General features: G+C 40.4%; 21 protein-coding genes and 1 rRNA gene. 9 read left to right on the plus strand and 13 right to left on the minus strand.

Translation table 11 applies throughout. The annotated features are described in order from the left end of the window. Position 1 precedes the first annotated feature (1 nt). Positions 2-2,890 carry an aminomethyl-transferring glycine dehydrogenase gene (gcvP, locus tag LEP1GSC185_RS01630; RefSeq protein ID WP_008590214.1) on the plus strand — a complete coding sequence of 963 codons (2,889 nt, stop codon included), beginning with the start codon at positions 2-4 and terminating at the stop codon, positions 2,888-2,890. An 84-nt stretch (positions 2,891-2,974) separates the two neighbouring features. On the opposite strand, the gene LEP1GSC185_RS01635 is transcribed toward gcvP, so the two are convergent. From LEP1GSC185_RS01635 to LEP1GSC185_RS01655, 5 genes are all read right to left on the minus strand, one after another. Beyond that, positions 2,975-3,526 carry a hypothetical protein gene (locus tag LEP1GSC185_RS01635; RefSeq protein ID WP_008591398.1) on the minus strand — a complete coding sequence of 184 codons (552 nt, stop codon included), beginning with the start codon at positions 3,524-3,526 and terminating at the stop codon, positions 2,975-2,977. Between the two features lie 607 nt (positions 3,527-4,133). Then, positions 4,134-4,250: ribosomal RNA gene (gene rrf, locus LEP1GSC185_RS01640) — 5S ribosomal RNA — on the minus strand. A 140-nt stretch (positions 4,251-4,390) separates the two neighbouring features. After that, on the minus strand, positions 4,391-5,035 hold the full coding sequence (locus LEP1GSC185_RS01645; protein ID WP_008591305.1) for a biosynthetic peptidoglycan transglycosylase: 645 nt from the start codon (positions 5,033-5,035) through the stop codon (positions 4,391-4,393). Further along, complete coding sequence (locus tag LEP1GSC185_RS01650) at positions 5,032-5,700, minus strand: RibD family protein (protein ID WP_008596025.1); 669 nt, start codon at positions 5,698-5,700, stop codon at positions 5,032-5,034. The genes LEP1GSC185_RS01645 and LEP1GSC185_RS01650 overlap by 4 nt, the downstream gene beginning before the upstream one ends. After that, positions 5,697-5,924, minus strand: a complete 228-nt coding sequence (locus LEP1GSC185_RS01655; protein WP_008589782.1) for a (2Fe-2S)-binding protein — start codon at positions 5,922-5,924, stop codon at positions 5,697-5,699. The genes LEP1GSC185_RS01650 and LEP1GSC185_RS01655 overlap by 4 nt, the downstream gene beginning before the upstream one ends. Before the next feature lie 241 nt (positions 5,925-6,165). Here LEP1GSC185_RS01655 and LEP1GSC185_RS01660 point away from each other — a divergent pair, with 241 nt between their 5' ends. Both LEP1GSC185_RS01660 and LEP1GSC185_RS01665 read left to right on the plus strand, forming a co-directional pair. Continuing rightward, positions 6,166-7,518 (plus strand): MFS transporter, encoded by a 1,353-nt coding sequence (locus tag LEP1GSC185_RS01660; protein ID WP_008589995.1) that lies wholly within the window; start codon positions 6,166-6,168, stop codon positions 7,516-7,518. Between the two features lie 57 nt (positions 7,519-7,575). Then, positions 7,576-7,806, plus strand: coding sequence for a hypothetical protein (locus LEP1GSC185_RS01665; protein WP_008591408.1), 231 nt, complete (start codon positions 7,576-7,578; stop codon positions 7,804-7,806). Here LEP1GSC185_RS01665 and LEP1GSC185_RS01670 read toward each other — a convergent pair whose 3' ends face one another. From LEP1GSC185_RS01670 to LEP1GSC185_RS01680, 3 genes are all read right to left on the minus strand, one after another. Continuing rightward, positions 7,807-8,379, minus strand: a complete 573-nt coding sequence (locus LEP1GSC185_RS01670) for a hypothetical protein (protein WP_008590542.1) — start codon at positions 8,377-8,379, stop codon at positions 7,807-7,809. Between the two features lie 135 nt (positions 8,380-8,514). Further along, entirely contained in the window at positions 8,515-9,072 is a 558-nt protein-coding gene (locus LEP1GSC185_RS01675; RefSeq protein WP_008589395.1) for a hypothetical protein, read from the minus strand. Between the two features lie 278 nt (positions 9,073-9,350). Further along, the gene (locus LEP1GSC185_RS01680; protein ID WP_008590850.1) at positions 9,351-10,145 is read right to left on the minus strand and encodes an LIC13212 family protein; all 795 of its coding nucleotides are present in this window, start codon (positions 10,143-10,145) and stop codon (positions 9,351-9,353) included. Positions 10,146-10,231: 86 nt separating this feature from the next. Here LEP1GSC185_RS01680 and LEP1GSC185_RS01685 point away from each other — a divergent pair, with 86 nt between their 5' ends. The 4 genes from LEP1GSC185_RS01685 (at position 10,232) to LEP1GSC185_RS01700 (ending at position 13,266) form a co-directional block, all read left to right on the plus strand. Beyond that, positions 10,232-11,416, plus strand: coding sequence for a hypothetical protein (locus tag LEP1GSC185_RS01685; protein ID WP_008589689.1), 1,185 nt, complete (start codon positions 10,232-10,234; stop codon positions 11,414-11,416). A gap of 95 nt (positions 11,417-11,511) precedes the next feature. Next, positions 11,512-12,096, plus strand: a complete 585-nt coding sequence (locus LEP1GSC185_RS01690) for a cytochrome C oxidase subunit IV family protein (protein WP_008591233.1) — start codon at positions 11,512-11,514, stop codon at positions 12,094-12,096. A 110-nt stretch (positions 12,097-12,206) separates the two neighbouring features. After that, the gene (locus tag LEP1GSC185_RS01695) at positions 12,207-12,605 is read left to right on the plus strand and encodes a DUF3052 family protein (RefSeq protein ID WP_008589948.1); all 399 of its coding nucleotides are present in this window, start codon (positions 12,207-12,209) and stop codon (positions 12,603-12,605) included. A gap of 28 nt (positions 12,606-12,633) precedes the next feature. After that, positions 12,634-13,266 (plus strand): LIC_13215 family putative lipoprotein, encoded by a 633-nt coding sequence (locus LEP1GSC185_RS01700; protein ID WP_008591179.1) that lies wholly within the window; start codon positions 12,634-12,636, stop codon positions 13,264-13,266. A gap of 19 nt (positions 13,267-13,285) precedes the next feature. On the opposite strand, the gene LEP1GSC185_RS01705 is transcribed toward LEP1GSC185_RS01700, so the two are convergent. From LEP1GSC185_RS01705 to LEP1GSC185_RS01725, 5 genes are all read right to left on the minus strand, one after another. Then, positions 13,286-14,425 (minus strand): bacteriohemerythrin, encoded by a 1,140-nt coding sequence (locus tag LEP1GSC185_RS01705; protein ID WP_008591591.1) that lies wholly within the window; start codon positions 14,423-14,425, stop codon positions 13,286-13,288. A 134-nt stretch (positions 14,426-14,559) separates the two neighbouring features. Continuing rightward, the gene (locus LEP1GSC185_RS01710) at positions 14,560-15,117 is read right to left on the minus strand and encodes a gamma carbonic anhydrase family protein (RefSeq protein WP_008590149.1); all 558 of its coding nucleotides are present in this window, start codon (positions 15,115-15,117) and stop codon (positions 14,560-14,562) included. A 3-nt stretch (positions 15,118-15,120) separates the two neighbouring features. Further along, positions 15,121-17,526 carry a phenylalanine--tRNA ligase subunit beta gene (gene pheT / locus LEP1GSC185_RS01715; RefSeq protein ID WP_008591287.1) on the minus strand — a complete coding sequence of 802 codons (2,406 nt, stop codon included), beginning with the start codon at positions 17,524-17,526 and terminating at the stop codon, positions 15,121-15,123. Between the two features lie 120 nt (positions 17,527-17,646). After that, complete coding sequence (locus LEP1GSC185_RS01720) at positions 17,647-20,484, minus strand: DEAD/DEAH box helicase (RefSeq protein WP_008590552.1); 2,838 nt, start codon at positions 20,482-20,484, stop codon at positions 17,647-17,649. 2 nt (positions 20,485-20,486) lie between these two features. Next, the gene (locus LEP1GSC185_RS01725) at positions 20,487-21,191 is read right to left on the minus strand and encodes a 7-carboxy-7-deazaguanine synthase QueE (protein ID WP_008591595.1); all 705 of its coding nucleotides are present in this window, start codon (positions 21,189-21,191) and stop codon (positions 20,487-20,489) included. A 222-nt stretch (positions 21,192-21,413) separates the two neighbouring features. Between LEP1GSC185_RS01725 and LEP1GSC185_RS01730 the strand changes: the two genes are divergently transcribed. Both LEP1GSC185_RS01730 and LEP1GSC185_RS01735 read left to right on the plus strand, forming a co-directional pair. Further along, positions 21,414-24,008, plus strand: coding sequence for a response regulator (locus tag LEP1GSC185_RS01730; protein ID WP_008590248.1), 2,595 nt, complete (start codon positions 21,414-21,416; stop codon positions 24,006-24,008). 95 nt (positions 24,009-24,103) lie between these two features. Then, entirely contained in the window at positions 24,104-25,420 is a 1,317-nt protein-coding gene (locus LEP1GSC185_RS01735; protein ID WP_008591335.1) for a formylglycine-generating enzyme family protein, read from the plus strand. The last annotated feature ends 7 nt before the right edge of the window (positions 25,421-25,427 follow it).

The following is a 25,427-nucleotide window of genomic DNA, read 5'->3' on the forward strand; positions in this document are numbered from 1 at the left end:
AATGAGTACGGCAACTTGGAACGAATCCGGCAAACAAACTGAAGTGAAGCACCCGCTCGATCCTTTGGATACTTTTTCCAGAAGGCATATAGGACCTGATGCAGGTCAGATCAAGGAAATGTTGTCTACACTCGGATTGTCCGGGTTGGAAGAGTTGGTAGCAAAAGCCGTCCCTGACGGGATCCGGTTAGAAAAAGCCTTGGATCTTCCTAAGGCTTCTACAGAGAGAAAGATCTTAAATGATCTGAAAAAGATCGCTTCTAAAAACAAGTTGTATCGTTCTTATATCGGTTCCGGTTACCAAGCGAGCGTAATGCCTGGAGTGATCCAAAGAAATATTTTGGAAAACCCGGGTTGGTACACCGCTTACACTCCTTATCAGGCCGAAATTTCCCAAGGAAGATTAGAGGCACTTCTGAATTTCCAAACCATGATCATGGATCTAACGGGTTTGGAGATCTCAAACGCTTCCTTATTGGATGAGGCTACCGCTGCCGCAGAAGCAGCATTCTTAGCTTACGGAATTCGTAAAAACGAAACATCCAAATTACTTTTTATCTCCGAGCTATGTCATCCCCAAACAATCGATGTGGTCCGTACCAGAGCGCTTCCTCTCGGAATAGAAGTTAAAGTCGGAAATCATTTAAACGCAGAACTAAACGAAGATTATTTTGCGGTAATCGTTCAATATCCCGGAACAGAAGGAACTATTTATAATTACGAAAGTTTCTTCCAACTCGCTCATAATGTTGGAGCTCTAACAATCTGTGCAGCGGATCTACTTTCTCTTACTGTTCTAAAAGCTCCTGGAGAGTTCGGAGCGGATATCGCTGTAGGAAGTACCCAAAGATTCGGATTGCCTTACGGATTCGGCGGACCTCACGCAGGTTACTTTGCTACCAAAGACGAATTCAAAAGAAATATGCCCGGAAGACTGATAGGAGTTTCCAAGGACAGCCAAGGAAATCCGGGACTTAGACTTTCTCTACAGACAAGAGAGCAACATATCAGAAGAGATAAAGCGACTTCGAATATTTGCACAGCTCAAGTTCTATTAGCTGTTCTATCTTCTATGTATGCGGTCTATCATGGACCTAAAGGTCTAAAAGATATCGCTATTAGAGTTCATAGACTGACCGAAACATTGGCAAAAAATTTGGAGAAGGCAGGCTTTCTTACCCAAAACAAAACATTCTTCGATACGATTGTTTTAGATTTAGGGTCCAAGGCTCAAACATATATAGATGCAGCTTCTAAAAAAGAGATCAATTTCAGAAGTTTAGGAAATGGTAAAATTTCCATCGCTCTAGATGAAACCGTAGAAGTTTCCGATCTAGAAGATATTCTTTCCGTATTCGGTATCTCTAAGATCGATCTTTCTTTAGAAGGAATTTCTATCCCGAACGAATTTATCAGAACTTCCGAATATCTTACACATCCTGTATTCAATTCCCATCATACGGAAACAAAGATGTTGAGATATATTAGAAAGTTGGAATCCAGAGATCTTTCTCTTACTACTTCCATGATCCCTTTGGGTTCTTGTACTATGAAACTCAATGCTACAGTAGAAATGTTCCCTATAACTTGGCCTGAGTTCTCTAATATTCACCCATTCGCGCCTGCGTCACAAACGGAAGGATACAGAACTGTATTCTCTCAATTGGAATCTTGGCTTTCTCAAGTAACTGGATTCCCGGGAATTTCTCTGCAACCAAATGCAGGTTCACAAGGAGAATATGCAGGACTTCTCGCGATCCGAAACTATCATATCAGCAGAGGAAATAAGGACAGAGATATTTGTCTGATCCCAATCTCTGCGCACGGAACAAACCCGGCTTCTGCTGCGATGGTCGGATTCAAAGTGGTAGTGGTCGCCTGCGATTCAGAAGGAAACGTAGATTTAGAAGATCTAAAAGCAAAAGCAAAAGAACATTCTAAAAATCTGGCTGCACTGATGATCACCTACCCTTCCACTCACGGAGTGTACGAAGAGCCAATCAAAGAGATCTGCTCCATCATTCACGAGAATGGAGGACAGGTCTATATGGACGGAGCGAATATGAACGCTCAAGTGGGTATCACAAGACCTGCAAATATAGGCGCAGATGTTTGCCATCTGAACTTACACAAAACATTCTGTATTCCTCACGGTGGTGGCGGACCCGGAGTAGGACCGATCGGAGTTGCAGAACATCTAAAACCGTTCCTGCCCGGTCATCCTCTTGTAGATAACGGAACAGGCAACGAACATGGTGCAGTTTCCGCAGCCCCATGGGGAAGCGCAAGTATCGTTCTGATCTCTTGGGTGTACATTGCACTCTTAGGAACGGAAGGCTTGGAACAAGCAACCAAAGCCGCGATACTAAACGCAAATTATATCGCAAAACGTTTAGAAAACTATTTCCCAGTGCTTTACAAAGGTAAAAATGGATTCGTTGCTCACGAATGTATCCTGGACGTAAGACCTTTCAAAAAGACCAGCGGTGTAGAAGTAGAGGATATTGCAAAACGTCTGATGGATTACGGATTCCATGCACCTACAATGTCCTTCCCCGTTCCCGGAACTTTGATGATAGAACCAACCGAATCGGAATCCCAAGAAGAATTGGACCGTTTCTGTGAGGCGATGATCTCTATCCATTCAGAGATCCAAGAGATCGAGCAAGGCAAAGCGGATGCTAAAGATAATCCTCTTAAAAATGCACCTCACACTTCTGCGATGGTGATCTCCGACAATTGGGATCATGCTTATTCTAGAGAAAAAGCAGCCTACCCTTCGGCTTGGACCAAAGAGCATAAGTTCTGGCCTTATGTAGGAAGAATAGATAACGTGTATGGAGATAGGAATTTAGTTTGTTCCTGTCTTCCTCCGGAAGCGTATCTTTAATTTTTTCGAAAAGTCAGAATACAATAAAAAAGACCGGGGTTGTAAGCTCCGGTCTTTTTGTTTAAGAAGAATGAAAATTAAGAATTAATCGTCTTTCTTTTTCTTTTTGGATTTTTTAGACTTCTTGGAGTCTCCGTCATCGTCATCTTTGTCTTTTTTAGACTTCTTTGACTTTTTAGATTTTTTGGAATCTCCGTCATCATCATCGTCCTTATCCTTCTTGGATTTTTTGGACTTCTTAGAATCTGAATCGTCGTCATCTTTATCTTTTTTGGACTTCTTGGATTCCTTAGAGTCATCCTCATCCTTGTCTTTCTTAGCCTTTTTCTTTTTCTTAGGCTCGTCTTGGTCGTCGTCTTCGTCCTTATCCTTTGACTTTTTAGCCTTAGATTTTTTTACCGAATCACCTGAATCGGAAGCTTTTCCAGGCTTGGCCCTACAATAAGCATCTACATTAGTTCCGTCTTGTTTGCTATAACCTGAAACCCAAGTACAATCCGAATCGGACTCGCATTGTCCTTTAGATAAACCTTGGCATTGAGATTCCGCAGAAAGAGAAGTTCCACCTAAAATAAGCAGACCCGCAAAGAGAATACTAGTTATGAATTTTAAAAGATATATCGGTTTACGATACATTCTATCGACTCCTAAATCGAATGGTTCGACAAGGATCTATATCGAAAAAGAATTTGCGATCCTGAAATATTCCTGACCGAAAAATTATATTAGAATCGTTTTAAAAAGGTGGGTCGGGAGGGGAATTCCTCCCGACCAAGCACAGTCAGGAATCAACCGCCATAGTACATCAACTGGAACCCGTATATAGGATATAAAATGCCCATCAATCTAACATTAACTCCCCGAGTCCATACCTTCAGAGCGGTCCGCATTCTACTATCGAGTCTTTGAATCGTCAAGCTTACAAAATAAATCCGGCACAAATTTTGGAAAAAAATTTCATTTGGAAATATCTTTTTTCGAACACTCGATATTCCATCAGTCCTATTACACCGATCATATTCACTATTTGTAATAGTCTTCGAATAGATCGGCCGTATTCCAAACTTTATACAGATCGTTCAGAATTTAGTTCGGTGCAGAATGAACCAGGATAGATATGTCTGATCCCGAATCTGAAATGGATCATAGATCCAAGTTCGGGATTGAAGTTATATTTTAGGAGAAACGTCGGAGAAACAAAAAAGGCCGGATGTAAATCCGGCCTTATATGATTGCGGTAGAAACCCGGCAACGTCCTACTCTCCCACACAGCGAACCATGCAGTACCATCAGCGATGAGAGGCTTAACTTCCGTGTTCGGGATGGGAACGGGTGTGACCCTCTCTCTATAACCACCGAGAATCTATAACCAATATTCCGGACCGATCCCGAATGTCGACTCTTTTTCAAAGGAAAAGAAGAAGTTTTTAAGGAGAAGAAGGTACCGATTTTTCGGATTTTTTCGAAGTCAGCGCTGTCTCGACTTGCAGTCTTTGAAATTCAATATTCCAAAGAAAGCGCTCTGACTTCTTCTCTGGAATATGCATCCGGTTTTTTTAATATTTGGACCAACGCTTTGAATTCTCTCGGAAGAAGTTTTCCAGGATGTTTATTAAAATAATATTTGGAAGATCTATAGATCCCGTTTAATCCTCTCCCCCAGTATACTAAATTCAAATAATATTCTAAAACTCCTTTCTTACCTAATTCTTCGTCTAGAGCCTGTGCAATTCGGATCTCTCTTAATTTACGAATTAATGTTTTGTCCCTGGATAAAAATAATGTTCTAGCAAGCTGTTGATCCAGAGTACTGGCACCTCTTAATCTTCTGAACAAAAAGACTGCTTGTATGATAGAAGATTGTATATCAGCCAAAGAATATCCTCTATGTCTGTAGAATCTGTAGTCTTCTACTTCTACCAGGTATTCCAAACTTCCAGGGGGTAATTCTTCTAGTCTTACCCAATCGTTTTCGAGTGACACTGACTCTAAATTTTCGGGCAGATAGACTAGTTTGTTCTCTCTAAATAATATTCTTTTTTCAGGAAAGGTTTGGTAATAGATAAGGAGAAGGAACACTAATACCAGAATACTCCTAAGCCCAAAGAAAAACCATCTATGTAAAAAATGATTTCCTTCGCTCATTGTACTTCAGGATCGTTTTGTTTGTCGTAAATTAAAAATACTTCCTGCTCTAACTGTTCGGAAGATACCAGCTTCCAAGTCGCTTTGTCGAAGTTATGATACGCGGATCCTCCGCCGGTAATCGAAGGCAAGCCGGATTGCCCTATAAAGTATGGGACTATAGTAAGATAGAGTCTATCCACTAATCCCTTTCTGAAAAAGGAATCATTCAGTCGAGGGCCGCCCTCTAAAAGTATTTTGGAGTGACCTCTTTTTTCCAATTCTTTCAAAATGATCTCTGGATCCAGATCTTCTCCCTTTAATGATATGATCTCAGCGAGCTCGGTTAATTCGGATCTAACCTGGGATTCATTTTTGGAAGTACAAAACAGCAGAGGTTTTACTTTAGAAAAATGGAATACTTTTCTGTCGGAAGGTAATGTGCCGGTTCGAACAAGTATAATGGCTCTTGGCTCCTTCTCAGACTCAACGTATCTTAGATGGGTGACCGGGTCGTCGTTAAGAAGGCTATTTTTTCCGACGATGAGAGCGTCGGCTTCTGAGCGGATTTGGTCCATTCTTCTTTTATCGTTTCTGGAAGAAAGGCCGTACCATTTTCCATCGGGCCGGCATACCTTTCCGTCCAAGGTCATTGCCATGTTCACGGATACAAAACGACCGCTCATTGGGGTTTGGAAGCGAGGGTTTCGGAAAGTAATTTGAGAACTCTTCCTCTGCAAGTACCACAACCGGTACAACAACTTGTGTCTCTCATCAATTTACCCAAAGTGTCATTCCCTCTGCGGATAGAATTTGTAATATCCTCTTCGGATACTTGGTTGCATACGCAAACCTTTCTGGGTCGCATCAGGGCGTTCAGGTCTATTTGACTAAAGTCGGAAGAATTCATCAGGCCTTCTAATTATTGGACGCCGAAAGCTAAACCATCACTCACGCTAAACATAAGAAGGTCAGGATCAAGAGAATTTTTTGCAATCCGTTTAGTGAATTAAAGTCTCCCATGCTTGTTCCAACAAACTCCACCCTTGGGGCAGGTTTTTATAACGGATTCCAGAATGGATATTTCTCGTTGACAACCGAACTTCTAAGCTCATCCTCATTCGGAAAATTCCATAAAGGAAACCTATAGAATGCAAGTGACCAAACGCGCTCCCTTAAGGGAAATATTCGGATGGTGCATGTTCGATTTCGCCAATTCTAGTTATACCACTGTAATTATAACAGTCATCTACTGCAGAGTTTTCGCCGAGGTAATCGTTCCAATCTCCTCCAATCCGGCAAATCCTTATGAAGACGGAAATTTTCTTTTCGGGTTAGCTTTATTTTTCTCTTATCTATTAGTGGTAGTGACCGGTCCGTTATTCGGTGCTATCTCCGACTTCTCCGCTAAAAAGAAAACATTCCTTTTCTGGAGTTATATCAGCTGCGTAGTAAGCACCGCGGCTTTTTGGCTGGTTTCGACTCCAGGTTCTTGGCAGTTAGGTTTTGCGTTAATTATTCTTTCCAACTTCTTCTTTGCATCCGGGGAGAACTTTGCCTCTTCTTTTCTACCTCACTTAGGTCCTAAGGAAGAATTAGGAAAAATTTCAGGCTATGCTTGGGGAGTGGGATATATGGGAGGTTTACTTTCCGTATTTTTGGTCCAAACTTTCGTAGCGCCTTCGATTGATCCTGCCATTTACGGTTCTCTCAGATTTGTTGGACCTCTGACTGCGTTATTCTTTTTACTAGCTGGAATTCCTACATTCATACTCTTGAGAGAATACCAACCCCATGCGGAAAGACCGGAAGGAAAAAGTTATCTTTTGATCGGATTCGGTCAATTGATAGAAACCTTAAAGTCGATAGGTTACTTCAGAGATTTAGTTATATATTTGATATCTCTTTTCTTTTCCATGGCAGCTCTTGCAATCGTGATAGCGTTTGCGTTCTTGTATGGAAACCAGGAGATCAAGATCACATCCGGACAAGAAACTGCGTTATTCATTTTACTTCAATTTTTTGCAATGATTGGTGCAATATTCTTCGGATTCGTTCAAGATAAGATCGGAGCTAAGAAAACTTTTAATATCACTTTGATATTTTGGATCTTCTGTCTGATCGGGATCTATTTCGTAAGAGAGATCACTGGTTTTGTCAACGGACTTGGAGTAGATATTTCCGTTCAATGGGTGTTCGTAATCTTAGGAACTCTTGCAGGTTCGGGAGTTGGATCTACTCAATCCGCAAGTAGAGCAATTGTTGGGATCTTCTCCCCGGAATCCAAGTCCGGAGAATTTTTCGGTCTCTGGGGTCTTTCCGGAAAGTTGGCAGCCGCTATCGGAGTTTTTGCGATCGGTATATTACAGAAAATTTTCGATCTAAGGAACGCTTTCTTAGTGGTTGCTGTATTCTTCTTTATCTCTTTGATCATCAATCTATTTGTGAATGAAAAAAGAGGGATCGAAAAAGCGAAGGATTGGGAAACAAACGGAGGGCATTAGTCCTCCTTCTCCTCAGCTTTTGCTTGAAATCCGTAAACCTTTGTTTATAATTAAGTAGTGGCAGGCACAGAGTTCAATACGGAAGACGAGTTCGAGTCTCACCAAAGCCAAAGAAAATTGGCTTTGGCGACTATGGACGAATTGACTCAAACCAAATTGGATCTCTTGGATGCAGGCAAAGAAATTCCTAAATTTCTAAACTATGCTATTTCTTATCTGAACCGCAAATATCTCACCGAAGAAAAAGTGATAAGCGATCTGATCGTAAGAAGGGACTCTACGAGTTAATTACTCGTCGTCATCTTTTTCTTTTTCCGCTTCTATACGTATTTCGGAAATTACTGCTTGGGCCTCGTCAAAGATCGGAGTTAGGGTAGAAGTATCCGAATCTATCTCGCTGACCGTATCTTCTAGATAATAAGTACCTTGCGTTGTTAAAAAAAAGAATCTCACCTGCTCCAAGTCTGGATTCGGGGTCCAGCGAACTTTGCTCCCTTGTTTCCAAAGATAAGCATATTTATGGATCAAACGTCTGGAACTTTTTTGGATACTTTCCCTTCCTCCACCGCCGATGAAAGAAGCTCCTGAAGTTAAGAATAGGCTCGCATCTCCGGAAAGAAATGTGGCTAAAGTGACTATTTCTCTTTGGGTGGGCCAGTCCATGATGATCCCGTATACTACTGTTCTGCCGTTCGTGTTTTCCACACCTATATCATCGTATTCCGTTTCGAATGCGAGTTCTCTTAGCTCTTTATAAGGAGATTTATCGATAGAAGGATTACAATTCCCTAAGATCAGAGATATAACGAGTATATTATAAAAATTACATTTGATTAGAAGGCCTAAAAACTTCTCAGACATGCGAGTATACCGCTTTATTTTCCAAAGGAATATCTTTGGAAACCTATCCTGATTGACATCAGGAAAGACTCCTTTTTGCAAAAAGAAGGAAAGGAATTTAAGAAAAATTTCCGATTTCGAAAAATCAAATCCTTCTTATTTCTTTTTGGCCTTTTTCTTTGGAGTCTTAGCGGCTGCTTTTTTCTTAGGAGAAGTTTTTTTAGGAACGGTCTTCTTCTTAGCGGGTTTTTTCTTAGCTACTGCCCTTTTTTTACCTTCTTCACTTGCGGTAAGGCTTGGGTCTCTTTCCATATTTTTAATATGAGAAGTATGTCTGAATCTAAGTGCGGACCAATCATCGTCGATAGAGATCAATCTTACACCCTCGAAACTGATCTTTCCAAGAGGGTCCCAACCTGCATCTCTATGGATGGATACATTATATTTACGGGATGTCTTTTTGGGATAGGCTAACCATAATAGTCCGTCGTCTATCAGGGTCGTAGGGACCATAGAGGCGATGTTGCGGATCTCGACTTCGGTTTGCACGAATGCAAGTATGAGTCTATATCTTTTTCCGGACCTTAGCGCTCGATCAACCGGAGCCCCTAAACTGGAAAGTGCGGGTTCGAATTCGTAAGGAGAAGATAAAACACAAATCTCCCCTTCGCCAGGTTTGAATTGTAATTTACCGAAAACGGAATGGATAGCCATCGGTAAATAGAATCCTTTTCGCCAAGAAAAGGCAAGCGAGAAACCGAAAACATCGTTTTACATAGGTGGATAACAACCGTTATTCAATGACTCTAACGTCATACGCCAAAGGATAATCGAATCAGAAGTCTATTGGACAAAAGAATACCGGTAGTTTTGCCACAGATTTTCCTTTTTCTGGATCTAACGAAAACCGCAGTATACTATGATATATCTCAATAAAAAAAGGCGAACCGATCGGTCCGCCTTTTCCCTTATTCTAATGTTATAAAATTCTCTTATTGGAATTCCAACATTTTAGAAACCAATCTCTTTTGATTGAGCTCCAGATCTCTTAGCTTATAGCGAACATTCTTATCCACCCTGCGCAGATATTTTTTATATGTTACGATAATCTGTTTTTGTTTATTATAAGGTAGAGGATTCGTTTCCTCATGTAGTTTGGTCTCCACACTAGGTGCAATAGATTGGACCGGGGTGTCGGGCCAGATCAATTCTGTATCATAGCTGGAATAATACTCCAATTTGATCTCTTTATTGTTGTTCGGAGTTCTTTTTCCTTCGCTTCCTATCTGAGGTCCCTTAGGATCTATGTTGATAACCCTGCGCATCTCCCTTACGAAAATTTCTCCGTTGGAGTTCGTACGCTTGAATTGCATAATGATCTTTTCTAATTTTTCAGGATTATTACCAGGATAGATGAAGATACGCGCATTATAAAGATACGTCTTAGGAAAATCCCAGAAGGATTCTCCTGAACCCATATCCAGTTCCAGATAAGGTTTATTGTCCCTATCCGTTTTTAAGAATTGTGGTAATTCCTGAGGCTCGTCGCCAATATATCTTAACGCTTTTTTGGTTGTATCCATCTGAAGGATCTTATTGATCTGATGGATATTCTGCGAGATAGAAGCGTGCAAATTATCTATCTCTATATCCGAAAACCCAGCCTTGCGGATAGCTTCGATCTGACGTTCTATTTCTCTTTCTTCCATGGTTAGGATTTTAGGAGCCGCGTCTAATTGTATGAATACGGCCAAAAGAGAAATTATGAGAAAGATAAGGGTTTTCATTAGAACTGCCTTCCTTCTAAATATCGAAAAGACTATACCCTATTCTTGATCCTAAAAAGGATTTTTTCATAGGTTCTTCCCTTATTATGCCTCGAATCTTCCGCCCGAATGCCTATTTCGAAGAGGAACTCCGACTCGGAAAATTATTTCCGAGTGAGTTGGAGGCCAGAAATTCCATTTTAGAATCCTCTTTTTTAGTACTCAGCTCTTTTCCAGACTCGGCAAAAGTACTAGCCCATTCTCCGCCTGAGGAAAATTGGATCAATTATTGGAAGGAGAAAGGGATACAGATCCCAAAACCCATTCTTCTTAGAAATCTAAAACAATCTTTGCAAAAAGCAAATGAAATCCAACTAGAGGAATGGGGCAGGATCTCCCGTTGGAATTCCAACACCGGAGAATTAGAGATAGATCCCGGACTTTCAGACTCTGCGAAAAAGTATGGCTCTAAATTAAACCAAAACGATTGGAAACAGGAGAAGTATCCTGATTTCATTTCCTATTCTATCCGCAATAAAGCAGACTGGGAGATTTTTTTAGAGAAGGCAAAAGACCATACCTTTCCGGACCAAAAATTCGTTTTTAAGACTGAGTTCGGATTTGCCGGTTCTCAAAAATTTCGAGATGTTTCCGGGCTAAAGGATTTAGCAGATCTATTCTTAAAGGTAAAGAGGGAACCCTTTTTGATCGAAACTTGGGTGGATCGGACCAAAGATTTCAGCTTATTATTCTCCTCCAAAAACGGAAAATTCAAAATAGAAGAAGGTACCATTCTACTCAACGATCACAAAGGAAAGTATTCAGGAACTTGGATGGGAGAATGCTCTGAAATCGAAAATTACCTTTCTGGAATGTCGGAAAGTTTTTCAAAGATCTCCAAATTCCATTCGAACTACGAAGGATACGGTTCCGTGGATTCTTTCTTTTATAGATCCCAAGGGACCCAAATTCTACGCAAAATTTCGGAAGTCAACTTCAGATGGACTATGGGCTGTTTATTGTTGGAACTCCGACGGCGATTTCCGAAGAAGGGAAACGACCTTCTTCTTTTCTTCCCTAAGGTCCAAAACTCGGATCCTTATTTTAGATTAAAAATTTGGGAGAAAGAAACAGGCTGGGAAATTTTTCCACTTTCCGCATTCTTCTCCCCTTACAGAAGACCGAACCAGAAAAACTTAATTTGGATCCGCCTCCCGGTCCAAAAAACCCTGGATCCTTGGGAAGAGGCTAAAATCGTTTCGGAAAGCGGCATCAGAGTTCTGGGCGCCTGAAATGTACTTGTGATTCTTTACCTGCCTCCGAGACTGGTTCCAATCCCCTTCGGGGAACTCAGCCTGCAGATATTACTCAGGTTTCAGGAAAAGAGATGGAACTGTTTCTCAATTACGCGCTGTATATTATCGTAAGTATCGGATTCTTGATTCCCTTCACTGGATTTGTTATCGGAGCGGGAGCGATTGTAAATGCTACCGTTGCTGGATTTGCCGTTAACTTATTGGCTCAAATCGTAGAAGAGGACAGACTCAAGGCTTATCTCGAAAAGAATAAGTCCACTATGATCGGTCAGGCTTTATTAAAAGCTGTCGAAGCAGGTAAGACTAAACTACAACCAGGTTCAGTTTCTTCTCATGTAGAAGAGCATGGTCACGACGGACATCATCTGATTTCCGTTCAAACTTATTCTCTTGTCTTTGCCGCATTGATTGTCGGAACTATTATCACCGTATTAGTAGCCCAAGTGGACTTCGGAGCAATGAACACTGTGATCGCTATGCTTGTAGCGACCATCAAAGCTTCCTTGGTATTAGCTTATTTTATGCACCTTAAGTATGATAACGTAATGAACAGAGTGATCTTCGGGTCCGGTTTCTTGTTCTTACTTCTTCTTTTCGGATTCTCCGTAGCGGACATCTACACAAGAGCGAAAATTTTCGCAGGTTTCCCTTACTAAGAAGAATTAGCACACTTGCAAGTATTTCAGAAGAACCGGCGACCACGCCGGTTTTTTTGTAGCCTGAGGTTTTCCTTCCAGCTTTCGTATCCGAATCGAATAGAGGAACAATGGCAGGATATTCAGGCACACCCTTAGCCAAAAAGTTAGGATTTAAAGAAGGTCAGCTTGCGATCATCATCAACGAGCCAAAGGAATTCAGATCCTTATTAGAAGAACTTCCTCCTAATATTACATTCAAGAAGAAGTTGGCGGGAAGTTTCGATTACATTCATTTTTTCTGTAAGAGCAAAGAGGAACTTTCCGAAAACTTTTCCAAATTCCCGGACTTTCTCGCAGACAAAGGAATGGTTTGGATCTCTTGGCCAAAGATGAGCTCCGGGGTGAAAACCGACTTAAAAGAAGATACAATCCGAGAAATAGGCTTGAAGACAGGATTGGTAGACGTTAAAGTCTGCGCAATCGATTCGGTTTGGTCCGGTTTACTTTTTAGAAGAAGAAAAAGTTAATCCGCATCTATCTTTTGAAAACTTGAACATGATCCTATTAGAACGTTACAGTCTAGGTCTATTATTGCCGGGGATCATTTTGTGTTTCGCCTGTATCGAAAAAGTTCCAGAGATCAAAAAGACAATCGAGATCCCTGAATTAGGCTTAATATTAAATTATGAAGGCTGGATCTACGAAGAATATGATCCGAACCGAGATAGTTCCGATCCGAATCGTTCCAAAAGTAAAAGGGAATTTCAAAACGATAAACAAGTTAAGGTAATGTTCTATCTTTTTGAACCGGAACAAAACAAAAGTTCGGAGATCAGGACCAATATCAATTTTATATCAGAACCTATCCCCGCAAAATATTCCAAGGCAACTTTAGAAGATTACGTAGCTTCTATTGGAGGATTGTATTCTAACATATATAAAGAATACGAAATACTTTCGGTTCCTCAAAAATGTAGTTTCGGAAAAGAGAAATGTATATTTTTAGAATCCAAGTTTGCACTTCCAAACACTGCGGAAAAAAAGCAGATCAGGACTTTACAATGGATCTTTTTTAAAGAAGGTTATGTTTATGTTTTTACCGGAACAATTCCTGAGTCGGAGTATTCGGAGAAGAATAAAAAGGTCCTAAATACAATCCAGACTCTTACTGAAAAAAAAGAGAATTAGATATGATCTATCTCTCTTACTATACATGGGTTTTTTCTTTAGTAATATCCTCATATTCAACGAGCAGCTTATAGATCATTACTGCTTCCTTCCAAATATGGATCTTTCCTTCTCGATTCAAATTTCTCACATACTCGTTCACTTCTGGGAGCCGTGATCGGAAAAAATAGAACAGTTTTTTATCTTCTATAGCGATATGGCTTACCAACCAATCTTTTAGATCCTGGATCAAAATCGATAAAGACTCCAGTTCCTCTTTTTCACTTCTTTCGATCATATCGTTAATAAGTATATTGAAGTTCTCATGTTGCTTTTGATGACCTCTTTCCCCAATGTAACGAAAATTATGCATGATCGCTTCTTCCGTACTGAAATGTTCCCTAATATATTCTATCGTTTCTTGGATCGCTTTTTTCAGTTCAAAACTCAAATAATCGCTTCCGATCTCTTGTTTTAACTTCTGTTTGTATAATTTATCCGTTTTTACCAGAAGCTGCAAAAGCCAAAGATGCTGGATATCCACAATTGCTATCCCAGTTTTGAGCTTATAACGATACCACAGATCCGAGATCAGTTTTAGATTATCCTCACCTATAACGTTAAATTCTTTCGAGACCGTTTGTTTAGTGGAATACACAACAGCAGCATATAATTCCTCGATTTCCCTAGCATGAGCAGAAGTCCTCAAGTGTTCGTTCATCGAAGAGGAAATTTCCTGGGTGATATTGATGTCCGCAAGATCAACATACTGTCTGTCTTCGCTAAGAATATGTCTGAATAACCACTTTTTCAGATTTTTCAATAGCTCCAATACCGCATGTTCGAAATTTCCCTCAAAATTTTTTCTGACTCGATTCTTTAAAGCGGTGAGGAACCGCATATGTTGTAATCTATGTTGTCCTAGCTTTGTGTAACCTATACTCTCTAGAAGTCTTTCTTCGAGAGTGAAATGTTCCGACGCATAATCCAATGTTTTGGAGAGGGCATTCGTAAATGTGGCTTCTAGTTCGGACCTACTTCCCGACTCCAGTTTATCTTCCAGATCCGCAAGGATCCCGATCAACCAAAGATGTTGCTTATCTATTTCAGGAATTCCTAAAGAAAGATCGAAAGTCTTCCAAATGCCTCTGATTTTTTCTATAACCCTTTCGTCATACATGAGATAGTCCTTACAGCTGTTTTGCGGAAAACTATTACAAGGATCCGAGAGGTAGATCCAGAACGAATCAGAAATCAATTTAAAGCGAATTGATTTATATCAAATCAAAGTATGAGAGAGGTTAGGAACGGATATTAGATGCCGTATCTTTTAATGATGGATTTCGCCTCTTCTACAAATAGATTTTCTTCTTCTTTTGTAAAAGGTTTGAATATGTTCTCATGGAATCTTTTAGCTAATTGTATGTACTCCAAACAACCGGCGATACTCATCTCAGGCTTTGCTTTTTTTTCGTAGATGACGATATCCCCATTTTTAGGGATCACCATTGCCCTAGGTGGGATCTTTTTACCGCCACGGATCATACAACCTGCAAATATCATCGCGCCGTCTCCGATCACCGCATCATCTAAAATGATAGCACCAATTCCGATCAAACAACCCTTACCAATCTTGCAACCGTGAAGCATTGTATTATGACCTACTAATGTATAATCGTCGATGAATAAGCTTCCGGTGGAATCGGTATGGAGTGTGCTATTGTCTTGGATGTTAACACCCTCCCCCAATTTGATCTCATTCAGATCCGCACGAACAACAGCGCCCGGCCAAAGAGAAGATAGAGGTCCCATCTCCAGCATGCCAAATGCAGTTGCAGCCGGATGGATAAATGCAGTCTCGTGAATTTTCATAGTTTATCGAAGAGGATAACCGGAAGAACTCGCAATTTGGATCAAACGATCAGTGATCTCTTTGATCCTTTCTTGAGTTAAGTTCTTGTCTTGGCTTAAAAGTTTAAATCTATAAGAAACGGACTTTTTGTTTTCCGGAAGATTTCCGCCGGTAAAGACAACGGTAACTTTTACATCCTGCAACTCAGGGAGTTTTTCCTTTAATACTGCATCGCTGAACTTAGAAGAAGATTCGTTCAGATCCATCACCAAAGAAAGATCGATCTCAGTTTGAGGGAAATGAGAAGGAGCAACGAAATAATTTTTGTTTCTATCTTGGCTCCAAACTTCCAATAAGGAAGCGAATTCAAATCTACCTAAAATGACCCTTTTTTTAATGTCCGCAGTATCCAATGCAGCAGGATGAGCGTATCCTAACTCTCCGACTTTTTTACCGGAAACAAATAAGGAAAGAGAGGCTTTCGGATGGAAATAGCTTTTTTCGTCTATCTTCCATTCGATCTCTCTTAAGTTTAAATGCCTTAATACTTTTTCGACACCGGTCCTGGTCTCAAGAAAATCGGATTCTAAAACGTTTAGATCCTTTTCGTTGGACTTCCTACCGAAAGAAACAGCCCAAACAAACCATTTAGATTCATTAAAAGGTTCTTCCGCTTTTTTATAGGTACGACCGAGTTCGAAAATTTTCAATTTTTCGAACCTATCAGCATTGAGCCTGATATTTTTCAAAAGAGAAGGATATAAGGAAGTCCTTAAATACGCCTGTTCGTCCGGCATTGCGTTTAGGATCTTAATGGAATCTTTTGATTCTTCTTCGAAAGAATTATCCTTGGAGGAAGCATAAGAATAATTGAATACTTCGTTGTATCCTAGGTTTTGTGAAAAGGCCCTTTTTAGATGTTTTTCCAGCTCTCTAGAGAAGTTACGAGTAGGAGGTTTTACATCCGAAGCTAACGGACGAACCGGAATAGACGCGTATCCTAATGTACGACCTATCTCTTCAACTATATCTTCCGGAATAGTAATATCATAATTATGTCTGTATTTAGGAACAAGAACCTTGACAGTATCTCCTTTCCATTCAGTGGAGAAAGATAGTTGTTTTAGGATTTTATCGGAAGTAGATTGATCGATCTCTGTTCCGAGTTTTTTATTCAAAAAACCTAAGCTGACTTCTATCTCTACTTTTTTATCCGCGGTACGAATGTATCCGGAAGGCAAACTCGCTTTTAGATCAGGACATCCGTTTTCTTTTAATAGATTTAGCGCTCTTTTGATAATAGGCAGAGTGGTTGTCGCTTCGAGACCCTTCTCATAACGAACGGATGACTCCGAACGAATTCCTGTCTTTCGAATAGACTTACGAACGAACTCTCTTGGGAAAACCGCGGATTCTAAAATTACCTTTTTGGAATTGGAATCTACAGCTGTATCCGCACCGCCCATAACACCTGCGATCGCGACACCTTTTTTAGAGTTACGAATGATCAGTATCTCCGGATCAAGCTTGGGAGAAGTTTCGTCTAGAAGAAGAAAGCTTTCGTCCTTCTTCGCATAATCCACTTCTAATTCGATCCCGCCTTGCGCGGACAACTTGTCAAAATCAAAAAAGTGAGTAGGTTGTCCTGCTTCCAATAATAAATAATTGGAAACATCCACAACATTATTGATCACTCTCACCCCACATTTTTTCAAACGGGAACGAACAATTTTATTTGAAGCTTGGATCTGAATTCCTTCAATAGAAGATGAATAATAAGAATGCGCGTATTCTGTTTCTTTTACTTTAGGAGAAGTCACATCTTTGGAAAATTCCCAATTGGTTTCCAAAGGATTAAACTTGATCGGTAGATTTAATTGAGCTGCAAGTTCTCTTGCGAATCCGAAATGGCTCCATAGATCCGGACGATGTGTGATAGATTTATTATCAATATCTAAAATAGTATCCCTGAACCCGAAATACTCTCTTAAATTCTGGCCGGGTTTAGCTTCCGGATCATCCAGGACCATAACACCCGCATCTTCTTCTGAAAGACCCAGTTCTTTTTCGGAACAAAGCATTCCCGAACTCTTTACTCCACGAAGCTCGGACTCTAAGATCTTTTTATCTCCTAATTCCGCACCCGGAATAGCCAATGGAACCAAGTCCCCTACTTTTAAATTTGGGGCACCGGAAACGATCTGGATCTTATTTTTTCCATCGAACACTTGAGCGACTTGGAGTTTGTCCGCCTGAGGATGTTTTTCTAAGGATTCTATCTTTACTAAAACGACCTTCTCCAAATGAGAAAAATAATCTTCGACCCCGTCTACTTCACATATAGAAGCTGCAATTTTTTTCAGAATATCCTCGAGGGATACTTCCTTAATCGGGGTAAAATCGTTGATCCAATCCAGGGATAATTTCACGTAAACTGTCTCCTAAGGCCGAATATTTGGCGGAGTAGTTTAACAAAAGCGGATAGAGGGGGCTAGTGTCCAGCAGTAAAAACGGAGATATAGGATGTTTGGGACAACTCTTTAGATAGCTCAGTCCGAGCCCGGAAGATAGGCTTGGAAAAGTTCGAAACGGTGGTGGATTTCTTTTCCGACCTTTACCTTTCTTAATTCTACTTCAAAATCCTCTTTTACTTTCTGGATCTCGTTTTTAGTTCGATTCATTGCTGATTTTTTTTCCGGTCTTCCTTCCCATTTGAAAGCGGCCTCTTGTCTCATCAGTTTTTCTTCTAACTGACGAAGAGTGTTTTGGTTGCTGTTTCGGATCTTATACTCTTCCTTTTGGAAAAGGTCTTTGGTTTGTTCGTATAATTCTTTTTTTCTATCTTCTAATGCAAGCTCTAAGGTCTCACAAGCGATCACGAAATATTTTTCGGTGTCGCCAGGCAGTTCCGTTTCGGAAGATCTAAATCGATTTTCTCTTACGGTTTCAGGAAGGTTTTCTAATACCTTGGAGCTTCCGCTTCGTCTGTTTACTTCCACCACGAACAATTCTTTTCTGTCTAAAGAAAACTTGAATTCTACTATAAATACGAAGTATAAGAAGTTGCCGGAGGCTCTGTAAAACCCGACCTTCCAGCCGGATCTATCTTTCAGAAAGGATTGGACAGCTTCCTCAATCAAAGGATGGCCGAATGCCAAAAATTCCAATCCGTCATCTGCGAGTGCGAGTTCAGAATTGAATGTAGCCTTCTTCCCTTTGTAATTGACTCCGTCCAACTCGTAAACCTGAGGTTTTAAAGTTTTGAGTTTGAAATTCAGCCGATCGGAATACTTTTTTGCGTATCTAACGAAAAATGTCTCTAGGTGTTGGTTCGTGAAAGATCTTTCTTGGAGAGTCGTTTTATAATAATCCTCTAGATTAAAATCCAATAATTTCGGCGTAACTAAGGACCCTAATTTTTCGAAACCTTTTTTAGCGATCCTGATCCTTTGATCTATCTCCTCTTCGACTTCTTTTAACTTTTTATTTCCCGTAACGAATCTCATGAAGCTGGAATGAAAATCCAATTCGTCTTCGATCGCTCCTAGTAATTCATCAGAACCTCCGATAGATTCCTCAAAAAGCCTGATCTTATTGGATAGAACTTCTAATATTCTCTCTGCAACAGTGTCCTTAGAAGCAAAGTTAAAAATGAATACATTATCCTTTTGGCCGAATCTATGGATCCTTCCTATCCTTTGCTCGATCTTCAGAGGACTCCATGGTAAATCGTAATTGAATAGAACGTTCGCAAACTGAAGATTACGACCTTCTCCACCTGCTTCCGTGCAGATCAATATTTCCGAGGTCTTTCTGAATTCGGAAATTGCCTCTTCTTTTGCGTCCGCACTCAAAGATCCGTGGAATAATGTGACTTTGTATTCGGATAAAGTAGATGCTAAGAAATCCTGTGTACTTCTGAACTGAGTAAATATTATAAACTTAGGATGTCCTTCTTTCTTGAGTTTTGCGATTGTCTCTTTCAGTTTTTGGCTCTTGCGATCTTCTTTGATTTTTTTTCCTAAAAGGATCAGCCTGTTTAAGGACAATAATTCTCTTCTGAGATTTGCAAGATCGGAAGGAGCAGACTCATCTAGATCGGAAACAAAGTCTTCGACTCCTTCTGTTTCGTCCAGATCCCATTCTTCTAATTTGTTACCGACTGCCTGCAAACGATGCAGGCGATTCTCCAACATAAATTTACGTTTGGAAAGTGCCGATAAAAGTGCAAATACGGAAGAATCCAATAATTTCTGGAATACTATCATCACGAATCCGATAGCCCTGTTTTGGGTTCTCATCGCGAGATTGTATTCTCGTCGTACATATTCAGTGGTCTCGTTGTAGAATTGTCTTTCGACGTCGGACAATTCTATCTTTACGGTTTTGGCGAATCTTTTAGTGAATCCGCCTACTTCTACTTTTCTACGTCTTAAAAGAACTTTGGAGATCTTTTCCTTTAATCCGCTCTTATTACCTAGAACGTAATCGTTTATAAAAGTATGATATGGCCCGAGCAAATTCGGATCGACCAAATGGACTAGATAATAAAGCTCTTCTAATTTTCCCCTAAAAGGTGTTGCAGTAAGAAGAAGCAGACATTCACATTTTTTTGCGATCTTCTCCGCGAATAAATACGCTCTTGTTACCTTATGGTAATCCCTTCTTAAACGATGAGCTTCATCAAAGACAACGATATCCCATTTTGTTTTTAGGATCTCTTCTGCATATTTAGGATTTTTAATAAAGTCTACGGAAGTGATCACATGTTTAAAATTCTTCCAGTTCTTCTCTCCGCTAACTAAGAAGTTCTTTCTTTTGACGATCTCAAAGTCTTCGTTAAATTTATTCTTTAATTCTTGTTTCCATTGGACAAGAAGAGGAGAAGGTGCCACGACCAAAACCTTTTTGTATCCTCTTCTAAAAATAAGCTCTTTCATGACTAGAGCCGCTTCTATCGTTTTACCTAGTCCGACCTCGTCGGCCAAAATAAATCTAGGCCTAAGAGAATTCACAACCACGAAAGTAGATTCTATCTGGTGAGGAAGAAGTCTGGTCCTGGAATTGGATAATGCGGAAAGTTTGTCATACGCATGAGTCAGTTTTAACTCGAAAGCCTGTAAGCTCAAGTCTAGCAACTCAGGATCCGCAAAAGATTCAGTAAATGCAGTCGGATAAGGACCTATAATTTTTAGTCTGTTGGAATTTTCTGATACGGTCTTTCTGGTGTCGGAAGACGGAAAATAGATCTGGAATTTTCCTGAGTCGGAACTTTCTATCCTTCCAATTCCTAATTCCGGTTCATCCTTGAGATAACAGGAATCCCCTCTGAACCCGCTTGAGGAATCGGATTCGAAATCTAGACTGAGCTGCAAAGTAGAGTCCAAGATCAAACTCCCCTTTTTTCTCCCCAGATATATTTATGGGTCTGCAAAGAAAGACGCAGATCCGTTCTATTATTTTCTTTGATCCAATCCACAAGGATTTCGGGAGCTAGTTCTCCGAATACGGGAGAAGCAAGAAGATTTCCCTTTAATTTAAACCGATCTATAACTTCCAAAGTTCTATCGAAATCCTTTCTATCTCTAATTACGAATTTGATCTCATCCAAATTATCGTTTCTATCCCGGACAAATTCCAAATTTTCCAAGATCATTTTGTTTTCCATTCCGGAACCGGGAAGTTTGTAATCCAGGGTAAAGACCATATTTTCCAAATTGGAGATCGGCTCCGCCCCGTTCGTTTCCACCCTCACCCTCGTATACATCCCCGAAACTTGTCTGGACTGTTTCAATTTTTCCGCCAATGTTTGGCTGAAAATCCTATTCGAATTTTCTAATGGTTCTCCGCCCGTTAGAAGAATTTGTGTTGGAGAAGAAGAAATGGATCCTATTTTTGAGATCACTTCTTCTAATTCCATTTGTTTCCCCGCATTCGGAGAAAGAGCGTACGGAGTGTCGCACCAAAGCTTTCGATTTCCGTCCATTCCGCATCTGAGAGAACATCCCGCGAATCGGACAAAAATTGTAGGCAAGCCTGTTGAAATTCCTTCTCCGGAAACAGAGAGATAAATTTCATGAACGACGGATTTCATACTAAGGAATAGCTCTCCAAGGTACAAGATTTTTACCGGCTTTCTTTATCGGAATCCGGAAAAAACCGTTTATTAGAATACCAAAATGATTTTTGGCCCGATCCAGTCAAGATGGGGCCGGCAAAATCCCGAAAAAAGCTTGTTGAAAGGCCTATGTACGTGTAATAAATTTGGAAACCTTTTTGAAATCACTTATGGTTCGAAATTACTAGAACGTCCTTCATGAAATTTTTCCTTTTAGAAAAGATCAAAGAGAAAGCCCACTTTTTACAATGGAAGGTGCTGATCGGCTTCTTCTCCCTTACCTTACTATTGATCATTGCAAGTTCGATCAGTCTGTACGGAATGATAGAGCTGAAGGACTCCGGAGTTTTAATAGAGCATACATTTACAGTCATAGACGAGATAGAACAATGCAAGAGTATCACTAGAGAGATCGGGATCGCCCAAGCATATACTACAGATGTTGCATCCGAAAATACAAAATCCTTATTCTCCAACTTAAAGAACGAAATCAAGATCCTAAAAAATCTTACCAAGGACAATCAGATCCAACAAGTGCGGATCCTGGCCATTTCCAACCTGATCGTAACCACAGAAAAACGACCAGGCTCTTTCGAATCCAAAAAAGGGATCATATTGATAGAAATAGCGGAACTTCTGAACAATATGCAGGAAGAGGAATTGAGACTTCTGAATAAAAGGAATACTACCAATTCTTTGAGAGGGACTAGAGTTGCCTATTCTCTGCTTACTTTAGTTATACTTTCTTTTCTGGTTGTAGGTTACGGCTCTTTTGCGGTCCAAAAAGACATCAAAGAAAAGAGAAGAATCACTGATAGATTGATCGAAAGTGAGTCCAGGCTTCTTTCCATTTTGGACAATCTGCCTTCCGCATTTTGTATGATGGATCTAGAAGGAAGAACGCTGTTCCACAACCAGGTATTTGCAAATCGATTTTTAGAAAATAAAGACAAAAGAAAGGACATGGCCCTCGAAAATCTTTTCGGAAGCGAGAAGGCCCAATTCATTTCCACCATCATCGCAAAATCTTTGGAAAAACAAGGTCCATTGGATTTTGAATTGGACCTAGTCGTTTCCGAAGAGGAAAAAACTTTCTATTGTGTGATTGTTCCTTTGGTGGATTTAGAGGGAGAAGTTTACTCGGTTTGCGGGTTATTCACGGATATTTCCGTTCGTAAAAACTACGAACACGATCTCAAAAAAGCAAAAGAAGAAGCTGAAAAGGCAAACCGCGCTAAATCGGAATTTTTAGCTATGATGAGCCACGAGATCCGAACTCCTATGAACGGAGTCATTGGAATGACTGAACTTCTGATAGATTCCAACCTGAATACGGAACAAAAAGAATATGCCGAGATCATCCAAAAAAGTGGAGAAAGCCTGCTCAATATCATCAATGATATTTTGGATTATTCTAAGATTGAATCCGGGACCCTGTCTCTCGAAATCCGCGAATTTTCCGTCATCGAAACTATCGAAGAAGTTTTAGACTTATTCAGATCCCGCGCTGCTCAGAAGCAGATCGATCTCGTCTATTATCTGGATCCGAACGTGCCTGACAGGATCTTATGCGATAGCTTAAGATTAAAACAGATTCTTATCAATCTGATCGGGAACGCATTAAAATTCACGGAACAAGGGGAGATCTTTTTATCCGCAGAAGTTTCCAAATTGGAAGGGAAACTATATACGATCCTATTTTCGATCAGAGATACCGGGATCGGAATTCCGTCCGAAAAACAAAAGGAACTGTTCCAACCATTCTATCAAGTGGATACATCTTCCACCAGAAAGTATGGAGGAACAGGGCTTGGACTTTCTATCTCTTCTCGTTTGATAGAAATGATGGGTGGGATCATTTGGGTAGAAAGTGAATTGAACGTCGGCACGACCTTCTCCTTTTATATTCAGGTAGAAGGAAACAACCAGGCAAAGATTAAAGAAAAAGCGGCAAACTCAGAATTAGAAAATAAAAAAGTACTGATACTGGATGATAATCCTACAAACCTCAAGATACTTGCGTATCAACTGCAGATTTTAGGACTTATAACTTTCTCCGCTAAATCAAAGGAAGAGGCGTTGAATCTACTCGATCTGGAAATCATGCCGGACCTGGGAATATTAGATTATAATCTACCGGGGAGCACCGGAATAGAGATCGCCCAAGAGATGCGCAAAAGAAATTTTCATTTCCCATTAGTGCTTCTATCTTCTTCTTTCCTGGACCCTAAAGATAAGGAGATCGCAGGAGAATTATTCGCAGGAGAATTAAGTAAGCCCGTTAAGAAAAAAGATATCGAAAGGATCGTGACTGAAATTTTAGCGGAAGGAGGAAGTAAGGCAAAAGCGAATACAAGATCCTCTTACCTCGCCGGGCAAAAAGAAATACTAAGCTCTCAATTCCCTTTTAAGATCATGGTGGCAGAGGACAACGAGATCAACCAAACCCTCGCAAAAAGAATTATCCAAAAATTAGGATACGAACCGTTGATCGTTCCGAATGGAAAAGAAGCATTGATCGCTCTTAGAGAAAAAAAGATCAATCTGATCTTTATGGACGTTCATATGCCTGAGATGGACGGACTACAAGCAACTCAAGTCATCCGAAATACTTGGTCCGTGGAGTCTCAACCTTATATCATCGCAATGACTGCCGCTGCAATGCAAGGTGATAGAGACCTATGTTTACGGGCTGGAATGAACGATTATATCTCTAAACCAATAGTATTCGAAGAACTGATCCATGTAATGAGAAAAGCCGGAAATACTCTCTTCCCTAAGTCCAAAGCTTAAATCCAGATCGTCCTGGCAGTATCCTAAGGCTATAAAAAACCTTCCAAAAAACCGCATTTCTGCCGATCTTAGAATTTAGAGGACCTCACTCTTCTATGCCCAGGACCAGAGTTATCATATTCATCTCATTCTGTTTTCTTTTTCTATTTTCGGGAACCGGGACAAGCCAAGAAGAAAAGGAAACCAAATCTTCGGACACCAGAAAGGCAGTGCTTTGGACGGGAGAAGTTCTTTCCGTCTATAGAAACAAAGGAAAGGCAAAGATCAAGATAGGTAGGAACTCATACTTTTCAGAACGTTCGGAAGAAGAGATCAGAAGTATACTCGGTGAAAAATCGAGCTTACCTTTATTCAGAAAACCTAAAATGGAAGAAATCGGCTCCTTCCAAATAGAGAATATAGAAGTGGAATTCGGGAAAGTGGGAAAACTTACCAAACCGGTTTCCATAGAACTCAGAGGAAGTTTTTCGGTGATGGAAGGTAAGCCCGCCAAATTGATAAGCGTTGGACTTTTGATCGGCGCTTACGGAGAAGAAACATTCTACCAAGATCCTTCTAAATTCGATGCCACGGACATAGTACGAAATCATTTAGCTAAGACAATTCTTCATCCGAAAGACGGAAAAGAAATGGTACTTGTTCATACAGGTTACGAATCCAACGGGCGGATCTTATACGAGCATATGGGATATTTCCTATATGGACAAGGTTCCGATCCGGGAGACGATAGTTATAATCCGAAATTCGGAACACCTGATAGAAGCAGTCTCGAAGAAATTTCTTCCTTTTATATAGATAAATACGAAGTCACAAATAAAGAATATAATAAATTTCTAAAGGAGACTGGAACCCCACCTCCTCCTCATTGGGAAAACGGAATTTTTCCGAGAGGAAAAGAATATCATCCCGTTACTAACTTAACTTATAGAGAAGCGGAAGCTTATTCCAAATGGGCCGGAAAAAAGATCCCTAGCGAATGGCAATGGGAAAAGGCCGCCAGAGGAACCGGACTTGTCTGGAGATTATTGAAAGACGAGAGTTACGAATTTATCTCCCAACCACAAGACTACCCTTTCGGAAACGAATTCGACTCGGCGCTATGCAATACCAGAGAAAGTGGAAGTAAGGGAACTGTCTCCGTATATGAACTTCCTTCCAAAGGCCAAAGTCCTTATGGTGCGATCGGAATGTGCGGCAATGTGGCAGAATGGACCAGCTCTCCTTATATCCCTTATCCTGGACACAGGCCGAACTCAGGAAGATATGGAAAACATCTGAGGGTGATCCGAGGCGGCTCTTATTCTGGAACCAAAGAAGAAGCTAAAGCTTATGCAAGAGACTTTGGTGGAATTCCGAATCTATTGAATGATAGAAAAGCAGGTCTCAGGCTTATCACAGAAGTTAAAAACTGAATAAGTA

Origin of the sequence: Leptospira licerasiae serovar Varillal str. VAR 010, assembly GCF_000244755.1 — a bacterium.
GTDB classification, from domain to species: Bacteria; Spirochaetota; Leptospiria; order Leptospirales; family Leptospiraceae; genus Leptospira_B; species Leptospira_B licerasiae.